22 protein-coding genes are annotated in these 18,361 nt (G+C 60.7%); 12 read left to right on the forward strand and 10 right to left on the reverse strand.

Going from position 1 to position 18,361, the window contains the following annotated elements:
* Nucleotides 1-18 precede the first annotated feature (18 nt).
* Together J7412_RS14285 and J7412_RS14290 are read left to right on the forward strand one after the other, a co-directional pair.
* Entirely contained in the window at nt 19-765 is a 747-nt protein-coding gene (locus tag J7412_RS14285) for a rhomboid family intramembrane serine protease (protein WP_209079259.1), read from the forward strand.
* Nucleotides 762-1,142, forward strand: a complete 381-nt coding sequence (locus J7412_RS14290; protein WP_209079260.1) for a GFA family protein — start codon at nt 762-764, stop codon at nt 1,140-1,142. The genes J7412_RS14285 and J7412_RS14290 overlap by 4 nt, the downstream gene beginning before the upstream one ends.
* Before the next feature lie 71 nt (nt 1,143-1,213).
* Here the strand turns inward: J7412_RS14290 and J7412_RS14295 are convergent, their stop codons facing one another.
* Nucleotides 1,214-2,005: an inositol monophosphatase family protein gene (locus J7412_RS14295; protein WP_209063431.1), complete on the reverse strand. Its 792-nt coding sequence runs from the start codon at nt 2,003-2,005 to the stop codon at nt 1,214-1,216.
* Nucleotides 2,006-2,189: 184 nt separating this feature from the next.
* Here J7412_RS14295 and J7412_RS14300 point away from each other — a divergent pair, with 184 nt between their 5' ends.
* Complete coding sequence (locus J7412_RS14300) at nt 2,190-3,230, forward strand: NADP-dependent oxidoreductase (protein ID WP_209079261.1); 1,041 nt, start codon at nt 2,190-2,192, stop codon at nt 3,228-3,230.
* Nucleotides 3,231-3,449: 219 nt separating this feature from the next.
* On the opposite strand, the gene J7412_RS14305 is transcribed toward J7412_RS14300, so the two are convergent.
* Both J7412_RS14305 and J7412_RS14310 read right to left on the reverse strand, forming a co-directional pair.
* Complete coding sequence (locus J7412_RS14305) at nt 3,450-4,484, reverse strand: Hint domain-containing protein (protein WP_209079262.1); 1,035 nt, start codon at nt 4,482-4,484, stop codon at nt 3,450-3,452.
* A 167-nt stretch (nt 4,485-4,651) separates the two neighbouring features.
* Complete coding sequence (locus J7412_RS14310) at nt 4,652-5,557, reverse strand: LysR family transcriptional regulator (protein WP_209079417.1); 906 nt, start codon at nt 5,555-5,557, stop codon at nt 4,652-4,654.
* A gap of 98 nt (nt 5,558-5,655) precedes the next feature.
* Here J7412_RS14310 and metF point away from each other — a divergent pair, with 98 nt between their 5' ends.
* From metF to dtd, 3 genes are all read left to right on the forward strand, one after another.
* A complete protein-coding gene (gene metF / locus J7412_RS14315) occupies nt 5,656-6,522 on the forward strand; it encodes a methylenetetrahydrofolate reductase [NAD(P)H] (protein WP_209079263.1) in 867 nt (288 codons plus the stop codon).
* A 70-nt stretch (nt 6,523-6,592) separates the two neighbouring features.
* Nucleotides 6,593-7,087 carry a PaaI family thioesterase gene (locus J7412_RS14320; RefSeq protein ID WP_209079264.1) on the forward strand — a complete coding sequence of 165 codons (495 nt, stop codon included), beginning with the start codon at nt 6,593-6,595 and terminating at the stop codon, nt 7,085-7,087.
* A gap of 149 nt (nt 7,088-7,236) precedes the next feature.
* On the forward strand, nt 7,237-7,671 hold the full coding sequence (gene dtd / locus J7412_RS14325; protein WP_209079265.1) for a D-aminoacyl-tRNA deacylase: 435 nt from the start codon (nt 7,237-7,239) through the stop codon (nt 7,669-7,671).
* A 23-nt stretch (nt 7,672-7,694) separates the two neighbouring features.
* On the opposite strand, the gene J7412_RS14330 is transcribed toward dtd, so the two are convergent.
* The 5 genes from J7412_RS14330 to dksA all read right to left on the reverse strand — a co-directional run bounded on the left by J7412_RS14330 (nt 7,695) and on the right by dksA (nt 12,023).
* Nucleotides 7,695-8,030 carry a VOC family protein gene (locus tag J7412_RS14330; protein ID WP_209079266.1) on the reverse strand — a complete coding sequence of 112 codons (336 nt, stop codon included), beginning with the start codon at nt 8,028-8,030 and terminating at the stop codon, nt 7,695-7,697.
* A gap of 99 nt (nt 8,031-8,129) precedes the next feature.
* On the reverse strand, nt 8,130-8,657 hold the full coding sequence (locus J7412_RS14335; protein ID WP_209079267.1) for an alkylphosphonate utilization protein: 528 nt from the start codon (nt 8,655-8,657) through the stop codon (nt 8,130-8,132).
* 57 nt (nt 8,658-8,714) lie between these two features.
* Nucleotides 8,715-10,205 carry a glycerol kinase GlpK gene (glpK, locus tag J7412_RS14340; RefSeq protein WP_209079268.1) on the reverse strand — a complete coding sequence of 497 codons (1,491 nt, stop codon included), beginning with the start codon at nt 10,203-10,205 and terminating at the stop codon, nt 8,715-8,717.
* A 140-nt stretch (nt 10,206-10,345) separates the two neighbouring features.
* A complete protein-coding gene (locus tag J7412_RS14345) occupies nt 10,346-11,527 on the reverse strand; it encodes an FAD-dependent monooxygenase (RefSeq protein WP_209079269.1) in 1,182 nt (393 codons plus the stop codon).
* 73 nt (nt 11,528-11,600) lie between these two features.
* Nucleotides 11,601-12,023, reverse strand: coding sequence for an RNA polymerase-binding protein DksA (gene dksA / locus J7412_RS14350; RefSeq protein ID WP_209063450.1), 423 nt, complete (start codon nt 12,021-12,023; stop codon nt 11,601-11,603).
* Between the two features lie 184 nt (nt 12,024-12,207).
* Here dksA and J7412_RS14355 point away from each other — a divergent pair, with 184 nt between their 5' ends.
* From J7412_RS14355 to J7412_RS14375, 5 genes are all read left to right on the forward strand, one after another.
* Nucleotides 12,208-13,047 carry a MoxR family ATPase gene (locus tag J7412_RS14355; protein ID WP_209079270.1) on the forward strand — a complete coding sequence of 280 codons (840 nt, stop codon included), beginning with the start codon at nt 12,208-12,210 and terminating at the stop codon, nt 13,045-13,047.
* A 235-nt stretch (nt 13,048-13,282) separates the two neighbouring features.
* Nucleotides 13,283-13,747, forward strand: coding sequence for a GNAT family N-acetyltransferase (locus tag J7412_RS14360; RefSeq protein WP_209079271.1), 465 nt, complete (start codon nt 13,283-13,285; stop codon nt 13,745-13,747).
* Nucleotides 13,747-15,123 carry a DUF2927 domain-containing protein gene (locus tag J7412_RS14365; RefSeq protein ID WP_209079272.1) on the forward strand — a complete coding sequence of 459 codons (1,377 nt, stop codon included), beginning with the start codon at nt 13,747-13,749 and terminating at the stop codon, nt 15,121-15,123. Before J7412_RS14360 ends, J7412_RS14365 begins: the two co-directional genes overlap by 1 nt.
* A gap of 6 nt (nt 15,124-15,129) precedes the next feature.
* Nucleotides 15,130-15,297: a hypothetical protein gene (locus J7412_RS14370; RefSeq protein WP_209063459.1), complete on the forward strand. Its 168-nt coding sequence runs from the start codon at nt 15,130-15,132 to the stop codon at nt 15,295-15,297.
* Between the two features lie 6 nt (nt 15,298-15,303).
* Nucleotides 15,304-16,488 carry a VWA domain-containing protein gene (locus J7412_RS14375; protein WP_209063461.1) on the forward strand — a complete coding sequence of 395 codons (1,185 nt, stop codon included), beginning with the start codon at nt 15,304-15,306 and terminating at the stop codon, nt 16,486-16,488.
* Between the two features lie 23 nt (nt 16,489-16,511).
* Here the strand turns inward: J7412_RS14375 and J7412_RS14380 are convergent, their stop codons facing one another.
* On the reverse strand, nt 16,512-17,000 hold the full coding sequence (locus tag J7412_RS14380) for a GFA family protein (protein ID WP_209079273.1): 489 nt from the start codon (nt 16,998-17,000) through the stop codon (nt 16,512-16,514).
* A gap of 107 nt (nt 17,001-17,107) precedes the next feature.
* On the opposite strand from J7412_RS14380, the gene J7412_RS14385 reads away from it, so the two are divergent.
* The gene (locus J7412_RS14385; protein ID WP_209079418.1) at nt 17,108-17,800 is read left to right on the forward strand and encodes a M48 family metallopeptidase; all 693 of its coding nucleotides are present in this window, start codon (nt 17,108-17,110) and stop codon (nt 17,798-17,800) included.
* 15 nt (nt 17,801-17,815) lie between these two features.
* On the opposite strand, the gene J7412_RS14390 is transcribed toward J7412_RS14385, so the two are convergent.
* Nucleotides 17,816-18,349 carry a PIN domain-containing protein gene (locus J7412_RS14390; RefSeq protein ID WP_280637738.1) on the reverse strand — a complete coding sequence of 178 codons (534 nt, stop codon included), beginning with the start codon at nt 18,347-18,349 and terminating at the stop codon, nt 17,816-17,818.
* Between the last annotated feature and the right edge of the window lie 12 nt (nt 18,350-18,361).

Consider the following 18,361-nt stretch of genomic DNA (forward strand, 5'->3'; position numbering starts at 1 on the left):
TCACCGCAGCTTGGCCGCATGTTTCCTATCCGCGATCACAATCCGTCAGGCCGCACGCCGTTTGTCGTCTATGCGCTGCTCATCTTCAATATCGGGATCTTCCTGATTTATCAGCCAATTATGGGCGATGATTACCGTCTCGCGCTGTTCTTTGATCAATGGGCGCTGATCCCCGCCGCTGTCACGGAGGGCCAGCGCCTGCATGGACTTTTCAGTTCCATGTTCCTGCACGGCGGCTGGATGCATCTGCTTGGCAACATGCTGTTTCTATGGATCTTTGGCGACAACCTCGAAGATGAAATGGGCCATGTCGGCTTTCTCGTCTTCTACGTCCTATCTGGCCTTGGTGCAGGCTTCGCCCAGATCGCAGCGGACCCTGGCAGCATCATCCCCATGGTGGGGGCCTCAGGTGCCATCGCCGGTGTGATGGGTGGCTATCTCCTGCTGTTCCCCAAAGCGCGCGTCGACATCCTGCTGATTCTCATCATTATTTTCCGCATCTTCACCATTCCTGCCTGGATCATGCTGTGTTTCTGGTTTGGCCTTCAACTGTTCAACGGGGTGCTGAGCGATCCGGAAACCAGCGGCGTGGCCCATTGGGCCCATGCGGGCGGGTTTGTGATCGGTGTCGTGCTCGCCATTCCGGTCTGGCTCCGCCTTGGCGGCACCGGATATTGGCAACGCACCCACGGACATCCGCCCCACCCTGAGACCCGCTATCGTCTCAGCCAGAGTTCCATTCCACGTGTCAGGAGACGCCGATGAGCCACAAACTGACCTGCCATTGCGGGGCTGTTGAAATACAGGTGACCCTCGCACAAGACCTGAGCGATGCACGCTCCTGCGATTGCTCATTTTGTCGCCGCCGCGCTGCTCCAAACGTTGATGTGGCGCTTGAGGATCTCACCATCATCAAGGGCGCGGACAGCCTGTCGCTCTACACTTGGGGTACAAAGACCGCGCAGCATTACTTCTGCCGCCATTGCGGGATTTACACCCACCACCAGCGCCGCTCCAACCCCAACGTCTATGGCGTCAACATCGGGGCACTCGAAGGCGTGAACCCTGCCGATTATGCCCCGTTTGACTGGGTTGATGGTGTCAGTTTCGCCCTTGATGAAGACACAAAACAAAAAACCTGACCCAATCGGGCCAGGTTTCAAATTATCTCAAGCGCATCAAAGCCGCCTTAGGGCAGCGTGCGTTGCGTGGGTCAGTCCTTGCGGATGACCTTTGCAAACTGCGAGAAGATCGGCTCGTTGGCCACGATCACTTCGCCATCTTCCACCATATCACCATCCGGGTTGACCGGCTCAACCAGCGCACCGGCCTCTTTGGCGATCAGCAGACCTGCGGCGACGTCCCATGGCTGCAGGCCACGTTCCCAGAAGCCCTCGTAACGGCCAGCGGCAACATAGGCGAGGTCCAGAGAGGCGGCACCAAAGCGGCGCACACCTGCGGTGGCAGGCAAAAGGCGCGCCAGATCCTGCAGGGTTTCAGGCAGATCCGCGCGGCCGCCAAACGGCAGGCCAGTGGCAAAGATCGATTCAATCATGCGGTGACGGCCGGACACACGCAGGCGCAGGCTGTCGTTCAGCCAGGCACCTTCGCCGCGCTCGGCATAAAACATCTCGTCTTTGGCGGCATCAAACACCACGCCCGCAACGATCTCGCCCTTGTGCTCCAACGCGATGGAAATCGCCCAGTGCGGTAGGCCGTGCAGGAAGTTGGTGGTGCCGTCCAGCGGGTCCACAATCCAACGGCGGGTCGGATCTTTGCCCGCAATCTCGCCACCTTCCTCAGCGATCCAGCCATAGGTCGGACGCGCGCCAAGCAGCTCTTCTTTCAGGATTTTTTCGGCAGCGATGTCGGCGCGGCTGACAAAGTCCCCTGCCCCTTTCATCGACACCTGAAGGTTCTCAACCTCGCGGAAGTCTTTGACCAGTGACCGCCCCGCTTTGCGAGCGGCCTTCATCATGATGTTCAGATTTGCGCTGCCCGGCATGGCACGGCTCCTTTTGGCTCAGAGCGGGCGTATACGCCGCCAAACCCTTTTTGCCAAGGGCCAATGGGCGCATAGCAGCCCCTTTTGAAACGCCGCGTCACGAAAATCACCTGTCAGGGGCCATTGCTTGCAAGAGAGAGGCACTGGGCGCAAGCTGAAAGCAGAGCTTCGGAGGACACCCCAGATGACAGAGAAAATGCAACGCATGGTGCTGGCCAGCCGCCCGACCGGCGCACCGCAGGACGAGAATTTTCGTTTGGAAACAGCGGATTTGCCGGAAATCGGCGACGGCGAAGTGCTGGTGCGCAGCCACTACATGTCGCTTGATCCCTATATGCGCGGCCGGATGGATGATGCCAAATCCTATGCCGATCCAGTGCCGATTGGCGGCACCATGGAGGGCGGTGCCGTGGGCGAGGTGATCGCCTCCAACCACCCCAACTTCTGTGTGGGTGATTTTGCCTTTGGCATGTTTGGCTGGGCCAGCCATGGCAAGGCAAAAGGCGAGGAAATGCAAAAACTTAACCCCGATCTCGCCCCGATCACCACAGCGCTTGGCGTGATGGGCATGCCGGGCTTTACCGGCTGGTTTGGCCTGACGGAACACGGCAAACCCAAGGCCGGTGAAACGCTGGTTGTGGCCGCCGCCACCGGCCCTGTGGGCTCCATGGTCGGGCAAATCGCCAAACTGCACGGTCTGCGGGTGGTCGGCATCGCCGGTGGTGCGGCGAAATGTCAAACCGCAACAGAGACTTACGGCTTTGACGCCTGTCTGGACCACCGCGCCTATGAGACCGCCCGGGACCTGCGCAACGCCCTGAAAGAACACTGCCCGCAAGGCATTGATATCTATTTTGAAAACGTCGGCGGTAAGGTTCTGGATGCGGTGTTGCCGATGATGAACCGGGCCGGACGCATTCCGCTGTGTGGCATGATCTCCTGGTACAACGCCGGTGGCCTCGGGGCGGATGCGGCGATGGAGGCCCTGACAGGCCCGCGCCTGTGGCGCACCATTCTGGTTAGTCAGTTGTCCGTAAACGGTTTTATCATCTCAAACCACTACGACCGCTACGGCGATTTTCTGCGCGAAGTCGGCCCGCAACTGGCCGCTGGCAAGATCGCCTATCAGGAGGATATTGCCGAAGGGCTGGAAAATGCGCCTGCCGCTTTCCGCTCCATGCTGACCGGCGGCAACAAGGGCAAACAGATCGTCAAACTGATCTGATCCGCCCCCAAATCACGCGCGCTGTTGCGTGGCGGCGGCAATAGGTTAACGCCGAAAGCCGCCGTGTTGGAACGTCGGTATCGCGTCTGTATCGCGGTGGTATTGCGTAGGTGCGATTTTCAGCGCCGCAACATCTTAACCCTGCGTGCGTTGCGAGGGGTTTTTCATTTGATTTTCGGTGCGTTTGGCTGCGGATTTTGGCCCGTACAGGCCGCCCGTTCAGGCCACCAGCAAGCGCGCTTCCTGCACCCGCAAAGCAGGCCGCGCCTCGGCGCCGTAAGCCTGCAATCCCCCGTCCCGCAATTCCGGGAACAAGGCAAAGATCTCTTCCTGCACCGAGCGCTCCAGAGCGTTCAGCCCCTGCGCCCCCGGCAGGAAGCTCTCGCTTGGCACACCGCCGCCATAGACAATTTCATGGCAGTCAAACATCAGGTGGACATAGGTGATCTCCCCACCCTCGACCTGACAGATGGTGTCGCCATTGACCAGGCTGATCGCGGGCACCAGCGCTTCGGCTTCGCCAAAGTGCATTTCCACGCGCCAGCCACGCAGCATCATCCGGTGATGTGGTGAGACCATCAAAGGCGCGTCATTGCCCAGCGCTCCGGCGGCAAAACGCACCGGGGCCACCGCACCTTGCGCCGCCACCGTGCGCTGACCAATCCAGCGCAGCGGCTGAAAGCCGTGGTCCAGCGTCAAAATCATATCGCCGGGCTGCAACGTCTCGACCGCGCGCTCGCCCTTTTGGGTGACAATCGGCGTGCCTGCCGCAAAGCAGGGCACAAAATCCCATTCCTGACGGTTGGCCGCCAGACCCTGCGCGCGGTTCGCCGCGAGACTGTCCAGCGAGATGGATTGGATCGGGCCTGCTTCCAGAGTGGCCTGATCCGTGTTGTTGGTCAGTTCCGGTGCAAGATAGCTGTTGCCGTCCACATCCTGAAACAACACCGCAGAATAAGTCGCCGTGCTGCCATCCAGATAGGTGATGGTGGCGTTATAGACCGCCACGCCGTCAAACTGCTGCGGCGCACCGCCGTCAATCCGGAAGCGGTCGTTTGGATTGTTGTTCATCGCGTAGAACGCGCCGACACCGCCGGTGGCGGAGACTTCGACAAAATTGTTCAGCAAAGCCGCACCGGGGCCGCCAAAGGTCAGCCCCACCAGAGCGGAGGCGTTTTCGGCAAAGGAATTGCCTTCGAACGTATCAATCTCGGCCAGCTGGCCAATCGAGAGCGCATTAAAGGTGGTCGACATACCTACACATGAGGGCCGAACCAAGATCCAATCAGCTGCCAGGCAACATGACCAATCTATGATCTCAGAGCCCCCTCCCAGACACAGATGAACGTAGTGCGCGCTTCTTTGATCCCCCTTAAGCGATTCTTAAAGGGGAAAATCTTAGATGTATTATCAACTCTTTTTTAAGTTTCTTGCAACCTGCGGGCTTCTTTGCCCGCCATTTGGATCAGGTCCTGCATGTAGGGCTTGCTCAAATCCTCATCACGGGTGGCGGCAAAAAGCTGGCGTGTGAGCCCTTCGGCGGTCAGCGGGCGGGTCACATAATCGGAGGAATATTTGACCTCGCGCACCACCCAGTCGGGCAGCACAGAGACACCGCGGTTTGAGGCGACCAGCAGCAGGATCACGGCGGTCAGCTCCGCCTGACGCACGGCACCGGGCTCCACCTTCGCCGGGATCAGGAGCTGGGAGAACACATCCAGACGGGAGCGCTCCACCGGGTAGGTGATCAGGGTTTCCCCGCGAAAATCAGTGGCCTCCACATAGTCTTTCTGGGCCAGCGGATGCTGGGAGGACGCGACAAAGACCGGCGCATAATCAAACAGGTGGCTGAAGGAGACGCCGGGCAGGTTTTCCGGATCAGAGCTGACCACCAGATCCACCTCTTCTTTCTGCAAGGCAGGCATGGCGTCAAAGGCCAATCCGGGGCGGATGTCCACATCCACATCCGGCCAGTTCTTGCGGAATTGCTCCAGCACCGGGAAGAGCCATTCAAAACAGGCGTGGCATTCAATGGCGATGTGCAGCCGTCCGGAGCTGCCGTCGCGCAAACCGTTAAACTCCGCCTCAAGTTTTTCCACCTCCGGCAGCACCTGATTGGCCAAACGCAACAGCCGCAGACCTGCGGCGGAGAGCTTCATCGGTTTGGAGCGGCGCACAAAGAGCTCTACGCCAGCTTGCTCCTCCAAACCTTTGATTTGGTGAGACAATGCCGACTGCGTGATGTTGAGCTGATCCGCCGCGCGCGCCAATCCGCCGCATTCATGGATCGCCCGCACGGTGCGCAGGTGACGGAATTCAATGTGCATCTTCATATGAAGCTCATGACCTTCTTGAGTATTATGAATTTGCGTAATGATCGCACGCATGGGACATGAGGACAACAGCAAGTTACAGGATGCCCGTTATGACCACGCCTCAAGTTTCTTTTGAATTCTTCCCGCCGCAGTCTTTGGAAGCTTCCTTTCGCCTGTGGGACACGGTGCAGACCCTGGCACCTCTGGATCCGCGCTTTGTGTCGGTCACCTATGGCGCCGGTGGCACCACGCGGGATCTGACACGGGACGCTGTGGCGACGCTGCACAAATCCTCTGGCCTGAATGTGGCGGCGCATCTGACCTGTGTGGAGGCCTCAAAGGCCGAGACCCTGCGCATTGCCGAAGAGTTTGCCACCGCAGGGGTGCGCGAGATTGTGGCGCTGCGCGGGGATCCCGCCAAAGGCAGCGTGGGCTTTACGCCGCATCCAGAAGGCTTCACTTCCTCCGTGGAGCTGATTGAAGCGCTGGCCGCCACCGGCAAATTCACCATCCGTGTGGGCGCCTATCCTGAGAGCCACCCGGAGGCCGCCGATATGGCCGCCAATGTGGAGTGGCTCAAGCGCAAGATTGATGCCGGAGCCAGTGAGGCGATCACGCAATTCTTTTTTGAAAGCGAGACCTTCCTGCGCTTCCGCGATGCCTGTGTGAAAGCCGGTATTGACGCACCGATCCTGCCAGGCGTTTTGCCGATCGAGAACTGGAAAGGCGTGCAGAAATTTGCCGCGCGCTGCGGCACCTCGGTGCCCACATGGCTGGCCAATGCCTTTGAGAAGGCGGTGCGCGATGACCGTGAGGATCTGCTGGCCACGGCGGTCTGCACCGAGATGTGCTCTGAGCTGTTGGATGAGGGTGTGGATGCGCTGCATTTTTACACGCTGAACCGGCCCGAGCTGACCCGCGATGTCTGTCATGCGCTTGGGGTGGTGCCGGAAGTGAAGCTACAAAACGTCGCGTAACCCGCGCCCCTGCGCTCTTGCGCCAAGCCAAAGCTTGCGGCCTTCTTTGAGTAACACAGAGGAGGCCCCAATGCCGGAACATCGCTACGCCCAGTCGCTTGAAGAGATGGCCAATTTTGACGACATCCTGTCGATGAGCGGGCTGGAGTTCATGCAGGCGATCATCGACGGCGCTCTGCCCGGTGCGCCGATTGGCGACACCATGGGGTTTCTGCCGACACATGCGGAACATGGCAGCGTGACCTTTGAAGGCGCGCCGGAGTTTGGCGTGCTCAACCCGATCCGCACGGTGCATGGCGGCTGGTACGGCACGGTGCTGGACAGCTGCATGGCCTGCGCTGTGCAGAGCACGTTGGCGGTGGGGCAGATCTACACAACGCTGGAATATAAGATCAACATTCTGCGTTCGATCCCTGTGGGCATGAAAGTGCGCGCGGTGGGCAAGGTGCAGCATGTGGGGCGCTCCACCGGCATTGCCAATGGCGAGATCCGCGGCATTGAGGATGGCAAGCTCTATGCCACCGGCTCCACCACCTGTATCGTGATGGCGGGGCCGAAGCGCTAACGGCGGCTTGGCGCGGGAGGGCGCTGCCCTCGTCCCAAGCAAGTTGGGACTTCACCCGGGATATTTTGCGAATGAGAAGCGCGGCTTGCAGCGCCCTGCCCGCTGGCGCATTTTGCGTGGATCAATAAGGCGTCAAAAAGGGGCAAAAGATGCGAGCAGTGATACAGCGGGTGAGCGAGGCGCAGGTGCGCGTGGACGGAGAAGTCATCGGAGCCTGTGGCGCGGGTGTGATGGTGCTGGTCTGTGCGATGCAGGGCGACACCGAGGCGCAGGTGATCAAGCTGGCGGGAAAAGTGGCGAAATGCCGGATCTTTCAGGATGAGGCCGGCAAGATGAACAAATCCGTGGTGGATATTGGCGGCAGCGCGTTGGTGGTGAGCCAGTTCACCCTGTCTGCGGACACGCGCAGCGGCAACCGGCCCGGGTTTTCCACAGCCGCCGCGCCTGAAGAGGGCAAGCGGCTTTATGAGCTCTTTGCCAAGGAGCTTGCCGCCTATGTGCCGGTTGAAACCGGGCGGTTTGGGGCGGATATGAAGGTCTCGCTGATCAACGATGGGCCGGTGACGATCCCGATGGAGATCTGACAAGACGCCTTTTTTTCGGTGGCTTACGCCGGGCACCAGACCGCCATGGCTGTGCCACCCGGTTCGCGGAACTCAAACCGTTTGCCCCCGGGGAACTCAAAAATCTCTTTGGTGATCTCCGCGCCTGTGTCGGAAATCTGCTGGTAAGCGGCCTCAAGATCATCTGCCTTCAGCACAATCAGAGGCGCCTGAGGCGCGCCGCGCGCGATCCCCCCACCGATGCCTGCGTTCTGAATGTCGCGGTAATCCGGGCCGTATTCCACAAAATTCCAATCAAAAGCTTTGGCAAAGAAGTCTTCGGTGGCCTCCAGCTCAGCACTGTAAAATTCGACGTAGTCTATTTTCAGATTGAGGGGCATCCCGGTCTCCTGTTTAAACGGCATGCCCCAAATGTTCACATTTTGTTTCACTCCGTCAAGACGGAACTTTATGCAACCGAAGCCTGCGCCCGCCTGCCCTCAGCTCTTTTTCACGAACTTTGTCAGGATCACGATGCGCTGGCTTTCGACGCGGCCTTCGATGTGCTCGGCGTTGTCGGCCACGAGTGAGATATTGCGCACGGCGGTGCCGCGTTTGGCGGTGAAGCCTGCGCCTTTGACCGGAAGATCCTTGATCAGCACCACCGTGTCGCCGGCGGCCAGCACTGTGCCATTGCTGTCGCGGTGGGTGACCGTGTCTTCGCCCTCAGCGACAAAACCGGCCTCTGCCCAAGCCTGCACCTCGGGCGCAAGATAGGCGATGTCCAGCAGGTCGCGGGCCCATGGGGCTTCGGTGAGGCCGTTGAGCAGACGCCACGCTACAACCTGAACTGCCGGGGTCTCGCTCCAGATCGCCTCATGCAGGCATTGCCAGTGGGGCGCGTCTTTGGGGCCTTTGACGACACCCTCCGCGCAGGTGGCGCAGAGGGTGACGGTGGTGTCTTCCGGCGCAACAGCGATGGGCGCAAGGGTTTCGGAGGCTCCGCAGAGCACACAGGTTTCTGACATTTGGGGCCTCCTGACAGGACACAGACGGGGCTGTGTGGATCGGTGTGTGAGGCTCGCTCAATCGGTCATCGACAGAGTGGCGTCAATCGCTTTCTTCCAGCCAGCATAGCGCCCGTCGCGCCAGTCCTGATCTTTGGCCGGGGTGAATTCGCGCTCTTTCTCCCAAGTGGCGGCAAAGCCTGCCATATCGGCGTAGACGCCGACCTGCATGCCCGCGAGCCAGGCCACGCCTTTGGCGGTGCTTTCGGCCACCACGGGGCGGTCGACCGGCGCGCCGAGCACATCAGAGAGGAACTGCATGGTCCAATCCGAGGCGGTCATGCCGCCATCAACGCGCAGCACGGTGTCGCCGGAGAAGTCAAAATCCGCCTGCATGGCTTCGAGCAGGTCGCGGGTCTGAAAACCCACGCTTTCCAAGGCCGCGCGGGAGAATTCTGCCGGGCCGGAACCGCGGGTCAGACCAAAGACCGCGCCGCGGGCCTGTGGGCTCCAGTAAGGCGCGCCGAGGCCGGTGAAGGCGGGCACCATGATGAGCTCCTGCCCCGGATCAGCCGCTTCGGCCAGATCGGAGGTAGCGGCGGCATCTTCGATGATGCCCAGCCCGTCGCGCAGCCATTGCACCACCGCACCGGCGATGAAGATCGCGCCTTCCAGCGCATAAGTTGGCTTGCCGTCAAGCTGATAGGCGACGGTGGTCAGCAGGCGGTTTTGCGAGGTCACAGGCGTGTCGCCGGTGTTCAGCAGGGCAAAACAGCCGGTGCCATAGGTGGATTTGAGCATCCCTGCCTCAAAACAGGCCTGCCCGATGGTGGCGGCCTGCTGGTCTCCTGCCACGCCGCGGATCGGGATGGGCGCGCCAAAGATCTCAGCATCGGTGTCGCCAAAATCAGCGGCGCAGTCTTTGACCTCTGGCAGCATCGACATGGGGATGCCAAGGATCTCGCAGATCTCCGCGCTCCATGCGCCTTGATGGATGTTATAGATCAGCGTGCGCGCGGCGTTGGTGGCGTCAGTCGCATGGACCTTGCCGCCGGTGAGCTTCCAGATCAGGTAGCTGTCCACCGTGCCAAAGAGCAGATCGCCCGCCTCTGCAGCCGTGCGCGCGCCTTCGACGGTGTCCAGAATCCATTTGATCTTGGTGCCGGAGAAATAGGGATCGAGCAGCAGACCGGTGGTGCGCTGCACCAGATCGGCGTGGCCTGCGGCTTTCAACTCGTCACAGATGGCCGCGGTGCGGCGGTCCTGCCAAACGATGGCGTTATAGACCGCCTCGCCGGTGTGTTTGTTCCACACAAGCGTGGTTTCGCGCTGGTTGGTGATGCCGATGGCGGCCACATCTGCGGCGCTGAGGCCTGCGGTGCTGAGCGCCTCTTTGCAGGTGCTGAGCGTGGTGGTCCAGATGTCGGAGGGATCATGCTCCACCCAGCCCGATTGCGGGAAATGCTGGGTGAATTCCACCTGCGCGCTCGCACCGGGGCGGATGTCGCCGTCAAAGACGATCGCGCGGCTGGATGTGGTGCCCTGATCGATGGCGAGAATATGTGTCATGACGGCCTCCCTGCTGGTCTTGGCGGGCACATTAGGCCGCGCATTCTGTTACCGCAATCAGCAAGATAACCCGCGCCGCGTCAACCTACTATTTTTTTCGTAGACAGATGCGGCAGATCAGGTGGGAAGGGTCAGCAGCGCTAGCCCTTGGTCACATCATGGCTGTAGATCCAGTCAAACTGTCCCATCAGCTTTTGCGGCGCGAGACGGGTCGCCATGCGCATGCCCATATGAGCCGCCATCCGCAACGGTCGGTTGGCGAGGTGGTATTTCCACGCATTGCCGCTGGCGGTGTCCACAATCCGCTTCACCCGCGCTTCGCGGCGGTTCTGATAGGCGGCGAGCGCTTCGGGAATGGTGTCAGCTTTCTGGATGGCGTCGCCCAGCACCCAGGCATCTTCCATCGCCATCACCGCGCCCTGCGCCATGAAGGGCAGCGTTGGATGGGCCGCATCCCCCAGAAGCGCGCAGTTGTCCTGATGCCAACGGGGCGCAACCGGATGGCGGAACAGGCCCCAGCGGCCAACCTCTTTCACCTCGGCCATGATCCGCGGCACATCTCCGCCAAAATCGGCAAATGCGCTGCGCAGATTGTCAGGCGCATCCACATGGTGCCAGCCTTCCTCGGCCCAGCCCATCTGCTCCTGCACCGCCACCAGATTGACCATGGTGCCGCCGCGCAGCGGATAGCTGACCACATGCCGGTGTGGACCCATATGCACTTGCACCAGATTGCCGTGCCCCATGGTGTTGGGCACCGTGGCGCGCCAGGCGACCTGTCGGGTGAAGAAAGGGGCAATCGTGCCGTTGATCACGCCACGCAGCCGCGAATGCAGCCCGTCGCCGCCAACAACAAGATCCGCGCGCATTTCGGAGCCATTGGCCATCACCACACGGGCGCGCTCTCCGTTTGTACCGGGATGCACCGTGTCGACCTTTTGCAGCAGCAGCACTTTCACGCCTGCCGCCCGCACCGCCTGTGCGAGAAGGTCAATCAGATCGGCGCGATGGACAAAATGATAGGGAGAGCCTGCTTTGATCAGCGACAGATCAAGATTGGCAACCAGACGACCGGCGGCGTAATCGCGCAGCTCCACCGCCTGTGCCTGCACGGCGCGCGCCTCAAGATGTTTGTCGAGCCCCAGGGCGCGCAGCACCGCCAGACCATTGGGGCTGACCTGCAGACCGGCGCCGACCTCTTTGATCGCTTCGGCCTGCTCCAGCACGCATACGCGGGCGCCAAGCTGACGCAAAACCAGAGCCGCCGTCAGCCCGCCAATCCCGGCGCCAATGACGCAAACTTTCTGTTCACTCAAATTCATTGCGGCCGTATCTACAAAAAAACGCCGGGGCAAAAGCCCCGACGTGCTGTTTTTTTCCGCGATTCAAAAAAAATCAGTCGTCGCGGTGTACTTTTTCGCGGCGCTCGTGCCGTTCTTGCGCCTCAAGGCTCATGGTCGCAATCGGACGGGCATCCAGACGGCGCAGGGAAATCGGCTCGCCGGTCACTTCGCAGTAGCCGTATTCACCTTCATCAATGCGGCGCAGGGCGCTGTCGATTTTCAGAACAAGTTTGCGCTGGCGGTCCCGGGTGCGCAATTCCAAGGCGCGGTCGGTTTCTTCGCTTGCGCGGTCGGCAACATCAGGAATGTTGCGTGTGCTGTCTTGCAGGCCTTCAATGGTGTCGCGGCTGCCGGCCAGAAGCTCTTCTTTCCAGTTCAGCAATTTACGACGGAAGTACTCAGTCTGCCGGTCATTCATGAACGGCTCATCCTCTGCGGGACGATAGTCATCCGGCAGGAAAGTTTCTGCTTTCATTTGTGCTCCCTTACCGTGGTCAACGTCCGTGGTGCTATTCAAGTCAGACATGCCACCCCCTTCTCTAATGCCTGCAAATACTCCCTTGGAGCGGGAATGTCACTACCTCATAATGGCACATTGCGGACAAAATATGTTCACGATAGGGTGCGGCGAAAAATTGGCGAACGGGCGGAGAAATTTTATGCAGTTTTCAGGCACCAAAGACTATGTGGCCACCGACGATCTGACTGTGGCGGTAAATGCCGCGGTCGCGCTCGAGCGCCCTTTACTCGTGAAAGGTGAGCCCGGCACCGGCAAGACCGAACTGGCGCTGCAGGTGGCCCGTGGACTGGGTCTGAAAATGATCGAGTGGAACGTGAAATCCACCACCAAGGCACAGCAGGGTCTCTACGAATATGACGCCGTGTCCCGCCTGCGCGACAGTCAACTTGGAGATGAGCGGGTGCACGACATCTCCAACTACATCAAGCGCGGCAAACTCTGGGAAGCCTTTGAGAGCGATGAGAAAGTCGTGCTGTTGATTGATGAGATCGACAAAGCCGACATCGAATTCCCCAACGACCTGCTGCAGGAACTCGATAAGATGGCGTTCCACGTCTATGAGACCGGGGAAACCATCACCGCCAAGCACCGCCCGATCATCATCATCACCTCCAACAACGAAAAAGAACTACCCGACGCCTTCCTGCGCCGCTGCTTTTTCCACTACATCCGCTTCCCGGACGTGGAGACCCTGAAAAAGATCGTCGAAGTGCACCATCCGGGCATCAAAGAGTCTCTGCTGACCACCGCGCTGACGCAGTTTTTCGAAATCCGCGAGACCGCCGGGTTGAAGAAAAAACCCTCCACATCTGAAGTGATTGACTGGTTGAAGCTGCTGCTGGCGGAAGATCTCTCTCCGGAAGACCTCAAACGCGACGGTGCAAACGCCCTGCCCAAGCTGCATGGCGCGCTTTTGAAAAACGAGCAGGATGTGCATTTGTTTGAGCGTCTGGCCTTCATGGCGCGCTCCGGACGGTAAGCACCTGCCCCTCGGCACATTGCCGTGGACATATGCACGCTGCAAAGCGCGCGAACGACAAAAAAAGCGCCTGAGAGCCACCCCCCTCAGGCGCAAGACCTCAAAAAATTTCGGCTTGGCCCAGAATTTCACGTCCCTTGTCCCTATTCTTGCCGTAGTCTGAGCAGACCACTTGTCCAAACCGCGCCACCGGCGCAGACCACAAGGTGCGGACCACAAGGAGCAAACGAGGCCCATGACCACTGCCCCCGCGACCGATGATGTGCGCATTCGCCCGCTTGAGCGCTCAGATCACGACGACTGGCGCAGGCTCTGGACCGCCTATCTCGCGTTTTATGAAAGCTCTGTTGCGGAAGAGGTCTATGTCTCGACCTTCGCGCGGCTGCTGGGGGACGACCCGCAGGATTTCTCCTGTCTGGTGGCCGAGAAAGACGGCGTTCTGGTCGGCCTCACCCATTATCTGTTTCATCGGCACGCATGGCGCGTCGAAAATGTCTGCTATTTGCAGGACCTCTATGCCGACCCAGAGGTGCGTGGCACCGGCGTCGGGCGCAAATTGATTGAAGCGGTTTATGCCGCTGCAGATGCAAAAGACGCGCCCGCGGTGTATTGGTTGACCCAAGAGTTTAACACAACGGCCCGCCAGCTTTATGATCGCATTGGCAAGGTCACCCCGTTTATTAAGTATCAAAGGCCCTGATGTTTCGATTTTTGCTTCCTGTCGCCTCGGTTTTGGGCGCCCTGGCTTTGGGGGCCTGCGCGCCGATTGGCGAGAGCGGCACCTCCACCCGCGCTGCGGTGGCAGACACCACCCTGCCCCCAGTCAAAGGCTTTGCCACCCCGCGCCCACAGCCACCGGCACGCTCCAACCGCGATATTGCGCGGGACTTTCTGGATCTGACCTTTGAGCTTGAGAGCGGGCGCAATCTGGACCGGCTGACCCGGTTTGAAGGGCCGATCACCGTGCGCGTCACCGGCGCGCCACCGCCCGGGATGATGACCGATCTGCGCGCACTGCTGTCGCGTCTGCGCAATGAGGCGCGCATCGACATCAGCCTTACCAGCGCACCTTCGGCCAATATCACCATTCAGGCCGTATCCCGCCGCGACATTCGCAAAGCCCTGCCTCAGGCGGCCTGCTTTGTGGTGCCCAATATCTCCTCGCTCAACCAGTACCGCTCCGCCCGCCGCACCGGCGCGGCCAATTGGGCGCTTTTGGAGAAACGCGAGAAAATCGCGATCTTCTTGCCCAATGACACCAGCCCGCAGGAAACCCGTGACTGTCTGCACGAGGAGCTGGCACAGGCGCTTGGGCCGCTCAATGATCTCTATCGCCTGCCCGACAGTGTCTTTAACGACGACAATATCCACGCGGTGCTGACCGGTTTTGACATGACCATCTTGCGGGCGTTTTATGACCCCACGCTGGTCAATGGCATGAGCCGCAATCAGGTGGCCAACCGCCTGCCTGCGATCCTGACCCGGATCAACCCGCGCGGCGATCAGCTCTCCTCCAATCCCCTGCCCGCCACACCGCGCAGCTGGATTGACGCGGTGCAAACCGCGCTTGGGCCAGGCACCACACCGGCAGGACGCCGCGTTGCCGCGCGTCAGGCGCTGGCGATTGCGCAGTCTGAGGGCTGGCGCGATCACCGGCTGGGCTTTTCCCATTACGCGCTGGGGCGCCTGCTGCAATCCCAAGACATCAGCGCCGCCCTGACACAGTTCCGCGCCGCAGACCGCGCCTATCGCAGCACCGAAGGGTTCGGGCCGCACCGCGCCTTTGTCGCCACCCAGCTTTCGGCCTATGCCATCAGCGCTGGCCAGAGCCGCGAAGCGCTCAACATCATCGGCCCGCAGCTCACCCCGGCGGCGCAATATGAAAACGCCGCCCTGCTGTCCACGCTGATGCTGCTGCAGGCCGAAGCGCTGGACCTTGAGGGTGAGTTCAACGATGCGGCCAGCCTGCGTCTGGACAGTCTGGGTTGGGCACGCTACGGCTTTGGTCCGGACTGGGCGGTGCGCGCAAAGCTGCGCGAGATCGCGACGCTCAGCCCGATCAGAGGGGGATCATAAGACCATATGTTCGTGATTATCGGAGCGCTTCTGGGCGCAATTCTGGGCGGCACCATCGCCAAAAGACGTGGCGGCAAACGGCTGGATATCTTGCAATATGTCGGTGTCTACGCAATGATTTTTGCTATGCTTGGGCTGTTCGTCACTTTAATCATCCACCGTATGGCGCTGTAAAACCTCATGTTTCTACCCTTCTTTGAAAACCTGCGTGCGGCCCGTGTGCCGGTCTCTTTGCGCGAATTTCTGGGCTTTCTGGAAGGGCTGCGCGCGGGGCTTGCCACCTATGATGTGGAGAGCTTTTACTACCTCGCCCGCACGGTGATGGTGAAAGACGAGCGCAACATCGACAAGTTTGACCGCGCCTTTGCCATGACCTTTGACGGGCTGGCGGAGATTTCCGCGCAGGATGTGCTGGAAGCCGTGGACATTCCTGAGGAATGGCTGCGCAAGATGGCCGAGAAACATCTGAGCGCCGAGGAGATGGCCGAGATCGAGGCCATGGGCGGCTTTGACAAGCTGATGGAGACCCTGCAGGAGCGCCTCAAGGAACAGGAAGGCCGCCATCAGGGGGGCAACAAATGGATCGGCACTGCGGGCACCAGCCCGTTTGGCGCCTATGGCTATAACCCCGAAGGCGTGCGCATCGGCCAGAAAGAAAGCCGCCATCGCCGCGCGGTGAAGGTCTGGGACAAGCGCGAATTCCGCAATTTTGACGACACGGTGGAGCTCGGCACCCGCAACATCAAGGTGGCGCTCAAACGCCTGCGCCGCTGGGCGCGTGAGGGCGCGGCCGATGAGCTGGATCTCAACGGCACAATCCGCGCCACCGCAGAACACGGCTATCTCGACGTGAAAACCCGTCCCGAGCGGCACAACGCTGTGAAAGTGCTGCTGTTTCTGGATGTGGGCGGCTCGATGGATCCGCATATCAAAGTGGTGGAAGAGCTGTTCTCCGCCGCGCGGGCAGAGTTCAAACATCTGGAGTATTACTACTTCCACAACTGCCTCTATGAAGGCGTGTGGCGCAACAACCAGCGCCGCTGGAATGACCAGACCCCCACCCATGAGGTGCTGCGCACCTATGGGCCGGACTACAAATGCATCTTTGTCGGGGACGCTTCCATGTCCCCTTACGAGATCGCCTATGCCGGTGGGGCCAACGAACATTGGAACCAGGAAGCCGGTCAGGTCTGGCTGGAGCGGGCGCGCGATCAGTGGCGCGACAACCTCTGGATCAATCCGGTGCCGGAAAGCCATTGGCAATACACCCATTCCATCGGCATGATCCGCGAGATTTTTGAAGACCGTATGGTGCCCATGACCCTTGAGGGGCTGGAGCGTGGGATGCGCGAGCTGACGCGCTAACCCCCTGCCCTTAGCCTGCCCCCTCAAGCGGCAGAGAGCGCCCGCCCCGGCAATGCCAGCACCTTGGTGACAGAGGGGGTCAGCCCGACATAGGCCGCCAGAGCGCCCTCATATTTGGGGGCCGCGTCTGAGAGATCCTGCTGCCGCGTGTCATAGTAGATGTCACAGGCCACCTCAGGCAGCGCGATAGACGCGCTTGCCCCATTTGAAGCATCAGGCAAAGTCGCAGCGGGCACAATGCTCACGCCGCCAAACAGATGCGCGACCACAGGCGCCTCACAGGACCGGCATACCCCCCGCACCAGCGGCGAAGGCGATTTTGTGCGGATCCACTTGAGCTTGGCCGGATCGAGAGGCTTCACCTGCCCCCGGCGAAACATCAGCGCATCGGCATAGGCCGCGCGGTAAACCGACTGGCATTTGCTGCAATGGCAGCGAAAGCGCACACGTGGGGCAACACGGATGGAAACCCCGGCCGCGCCACAACCACAACTTGTCTTGACCTCTTGCATGACGCCACCCTAAGCGCGCTGCGCTTTCCCCGTCAACGCCACATCCGGATGACGTAAGGGGCGCTTTGCCGCTTGCGCCACTGCCCTCTGCGCCCCATATCTTCTGCATGATCAAATTCATGCCCATCCTGCTGGCCCTGATCATGGGTCTTGTGTCCTTCAGGTTCTCCGCCTGGCGCACCGCCAAGGAGCTCAAGGCGCGCTCCACGGAACTAGCCGACCCGCGCCTGACGCCGCTGATCAAAGATATGGCCAAGGCGCTCGATCTGCCGCGCATCCGTGTACACATCTACGAAATCGAGCCAGTGAATGGTCTTGCGGCACCGGATGGCAAAATCTACCTCACCCGCGGCTTTTATGAACGCTACCGTCAGGGCGCGGTCAGCGCGGAGGAGATGGCCAGCGTGATCGCCCATGAGCTGGGCCATGTGGCGCTTGGCCATTCGCGCCGCCGCATGATCGACTTTTCCGGCCAGAACGCCCTGCGCACCGCGCTCGCCATGGTGCTCAACCGCTTTCTGCCCGGGCTGGGCGCGGTGATCTCCGGCGCAGCACTCTCGCTGCTGATGGCACGCCTGTCCCGCTCTGATGAATTTGAGGCCGACGCCTATGCCGCTGCCCTGCTGGTGAAATCCGGCATTGGCACAGCGCCGCAGAAAGCGCTGTTTGAAAAACTCAGCCATCTGACCGGCGCGCGCGGCGCCAGCGTCCCCGCCTGGCTGCTGAGCCACCCAAAGACCGAAGAGCGCATCAAGGCCATCGAGAAACTTGAGACCGACTGGGGCCTCACAAAGGCCTGAGCGCCCTTACCTGCCCTAAAGACTCACCGCTTTCGCCAATTTGGGCAACCGCGCTTTCTTCAAAAGCCCGCGCATCTCCCACGCCGCCCCACTGAGGCGCTCGGCCTCTTGCCGTACCGCTTCACAGACCTGCGCCACCCCGTCAGGATCTGCCTCCCAGCATTTGCGCAACAGCTCATCCGGCCCAAGACGCGCGACGCCCTCCTCGGCCAGAATATGACGTGGGAAGTCTTTCACGTTCATCGTGACAATCGCATCTGCAGAGCCTGCAATTGCTGCGGCCAGCACATGGGTGTCGTTTTCATCGGGCAGAGAGAGACGGTCCTGCAGACCTTGGGGCCATGTGACCTCTGCCTTGGGCCAGTCGGCGCGGATCAGGGCAATCTCGCTGCGCGCCTGCGCTTCGCCGGTGGGGCCGATCTTGCGCGCTGCGCGCGCCCATTCTTCCAGAATGCGCGCCGACCATTGCGGCTCAAAGGCACCGGTTTTGGCCACGCCAAGCAGCACCTCGCGCATCACCGTGGGGTACAGCACGCAGGCGTCAAGCAAGAGCCGCTTCAA

Source organism: Shimia sp. R9_3, assembly GCF_017743755.1.
GTDB lineage: Bacteria > Pseudomonadota > Alphaproteobacteria > Rhodobacterales > Rhodobacteraceae > Shimia.

Bases quoted from the DNA above. Each gene is read 5' to 3' on its own strand.
- J7412_RS14285 (WP_209079259.1), top strand. From the start codon at position 19: ATGTTTCCTATCCGCGATCACAATCCGTCAGGCCGCACGCCGTTTGTC.
- J7412_RS14290 (WP_209079260.1), top strand. From the start codon at position 762: ATGAGCCACAAACTGACCTGCCATTGCGGGGCTGTTGAAATACAGGTG.
- J7412_RS14295 (WP_209063431.1), bottom strand. From the start codon at position 2,005: ATGCCGGGCAGCGCAAATCTGAACATCATGATGAAGGCCGCTCGCAAA.
- J7412_RS14300 (WP_209079261.1), top strand. From the start codon at position 2,190: ATGACAGAGAAAATGCAACGCATGGTGCTGGCCAGCCGCCCGACCGGC.
- J7412_RS14305 (WP_209079262.1), bottom strand. From the start codon at position 4,484: ATGTCGACCACCTTTAATGCGCTCTCGATTGGCCAGCTGGCCGAGATT.
- J7412_RS14310 (WP_209079417.1), bottom strand. From the start codon at position 5,557: ATGCACATTGAATTCCGTCACCTGCGCACCGTGCGGGCGATCCATGAA.
- metF (WP_209079263.1), top strand. From the start codon at position 5,656: ATGACCACGCCTCAAGTTTCTTTTGAATTCTTCCCGCCGCAGTCTTTG.
- J7412_RS14320 (WP_209079264.1), top strand. From the start codon at position 6,593: ATGCCGGAACATCGCTACGCCCAGTCGCTTGAAGAGATGGCCAATTTT.
- dtd (WP_209079265.1), top strand. From the start codon at position 7,237: ATGCGAGCAGTGATACAGCGGGTGAGCGAGGCGCAGGTGCGCGTGGAC.
- J7412_RS14330 (WP_209079266.1), bottom strand. From the start codon at position 8,030: ATGCCCCTCAATCTGAAAATAGACTACGTCGAATTTTACAGTGCTGAG.
- J7412_RS14335 (WP_209079267.1), bottom strand. From the start codon at position 8,657: ATGTCAGAAACCTGTGTGCTCTGCGGAGCCTCCGAAACCCTTGCGCCC.
- glpK (WP_209079268.1), bottom strand. From the start codon at position 10,205: ATGACACATATTCTCGCCATCGATCAGGGCACCACATCCAGCCGCGCG.
- J7412_RS14345 (WP_209079269.1), bottom strand. From the start codon at position 11,527: ATGAATTTGAGTGAACAGAAAGTTTGCGTCATTGGCGCCGGGATTGGC.
- dksA (WP_209063450.1), bottom strand. From the start codon at position 12,023: ATGAAAGCAGAAACTTTCCTGCCGGATGACTATCGTCCCGCAGAGGAT.
- J7412_RS14355 (WP_209079270.1), top strand. From the start codon at position 12,208: ATGCAGTTTTCAGGCACCAAAGACTATGTGGCCACCGACGATCTGACT.
- J7412_RS14360 (WP_209079271.1), top strand. From the start codon at position 13,283: ATGACCACTGCCCCCGCGACCGATGATGTGCGCATTCGCCCGCTTGAG.
- J7412_RS14365 (WP_209079272.1), top strand. From the start codon at position 13,747: ATGTTTCGATTTTTGCTTCCTGTCGCCTCGGTTTTGGGCGCCCTGGCT.
- J7412_RS14370 (WP_209063459.1), top strand. From the start codon at position 15,130: ATGTTCGTGATTATCGGAGCGCTTCTGGGCGCAATTCTGGGCGGCACC.
- J7412_RS14375 (WP_209063461.1), top strand. From the start codon at position 15,304: ATGTTTCTACCCTTCTTTGAAAACCTGCGTGCGGCCCGTGTGCCGGTC.
- J7412_RS14380 (WP_209079273.1), bottom strand. From the start codon at position 17,000: ATGCAAGAGGTCAAGACAAGTTGTGGTTGTGGCGCGGCCGGGGTTTCC.
- J7412_RS14385 (WP_209079418.1), top strand. From the start codon at position 17,108: ATGATCAAATTCATGCCCATCCTGCTGGCCCTGATCATGGGTCTTGTG.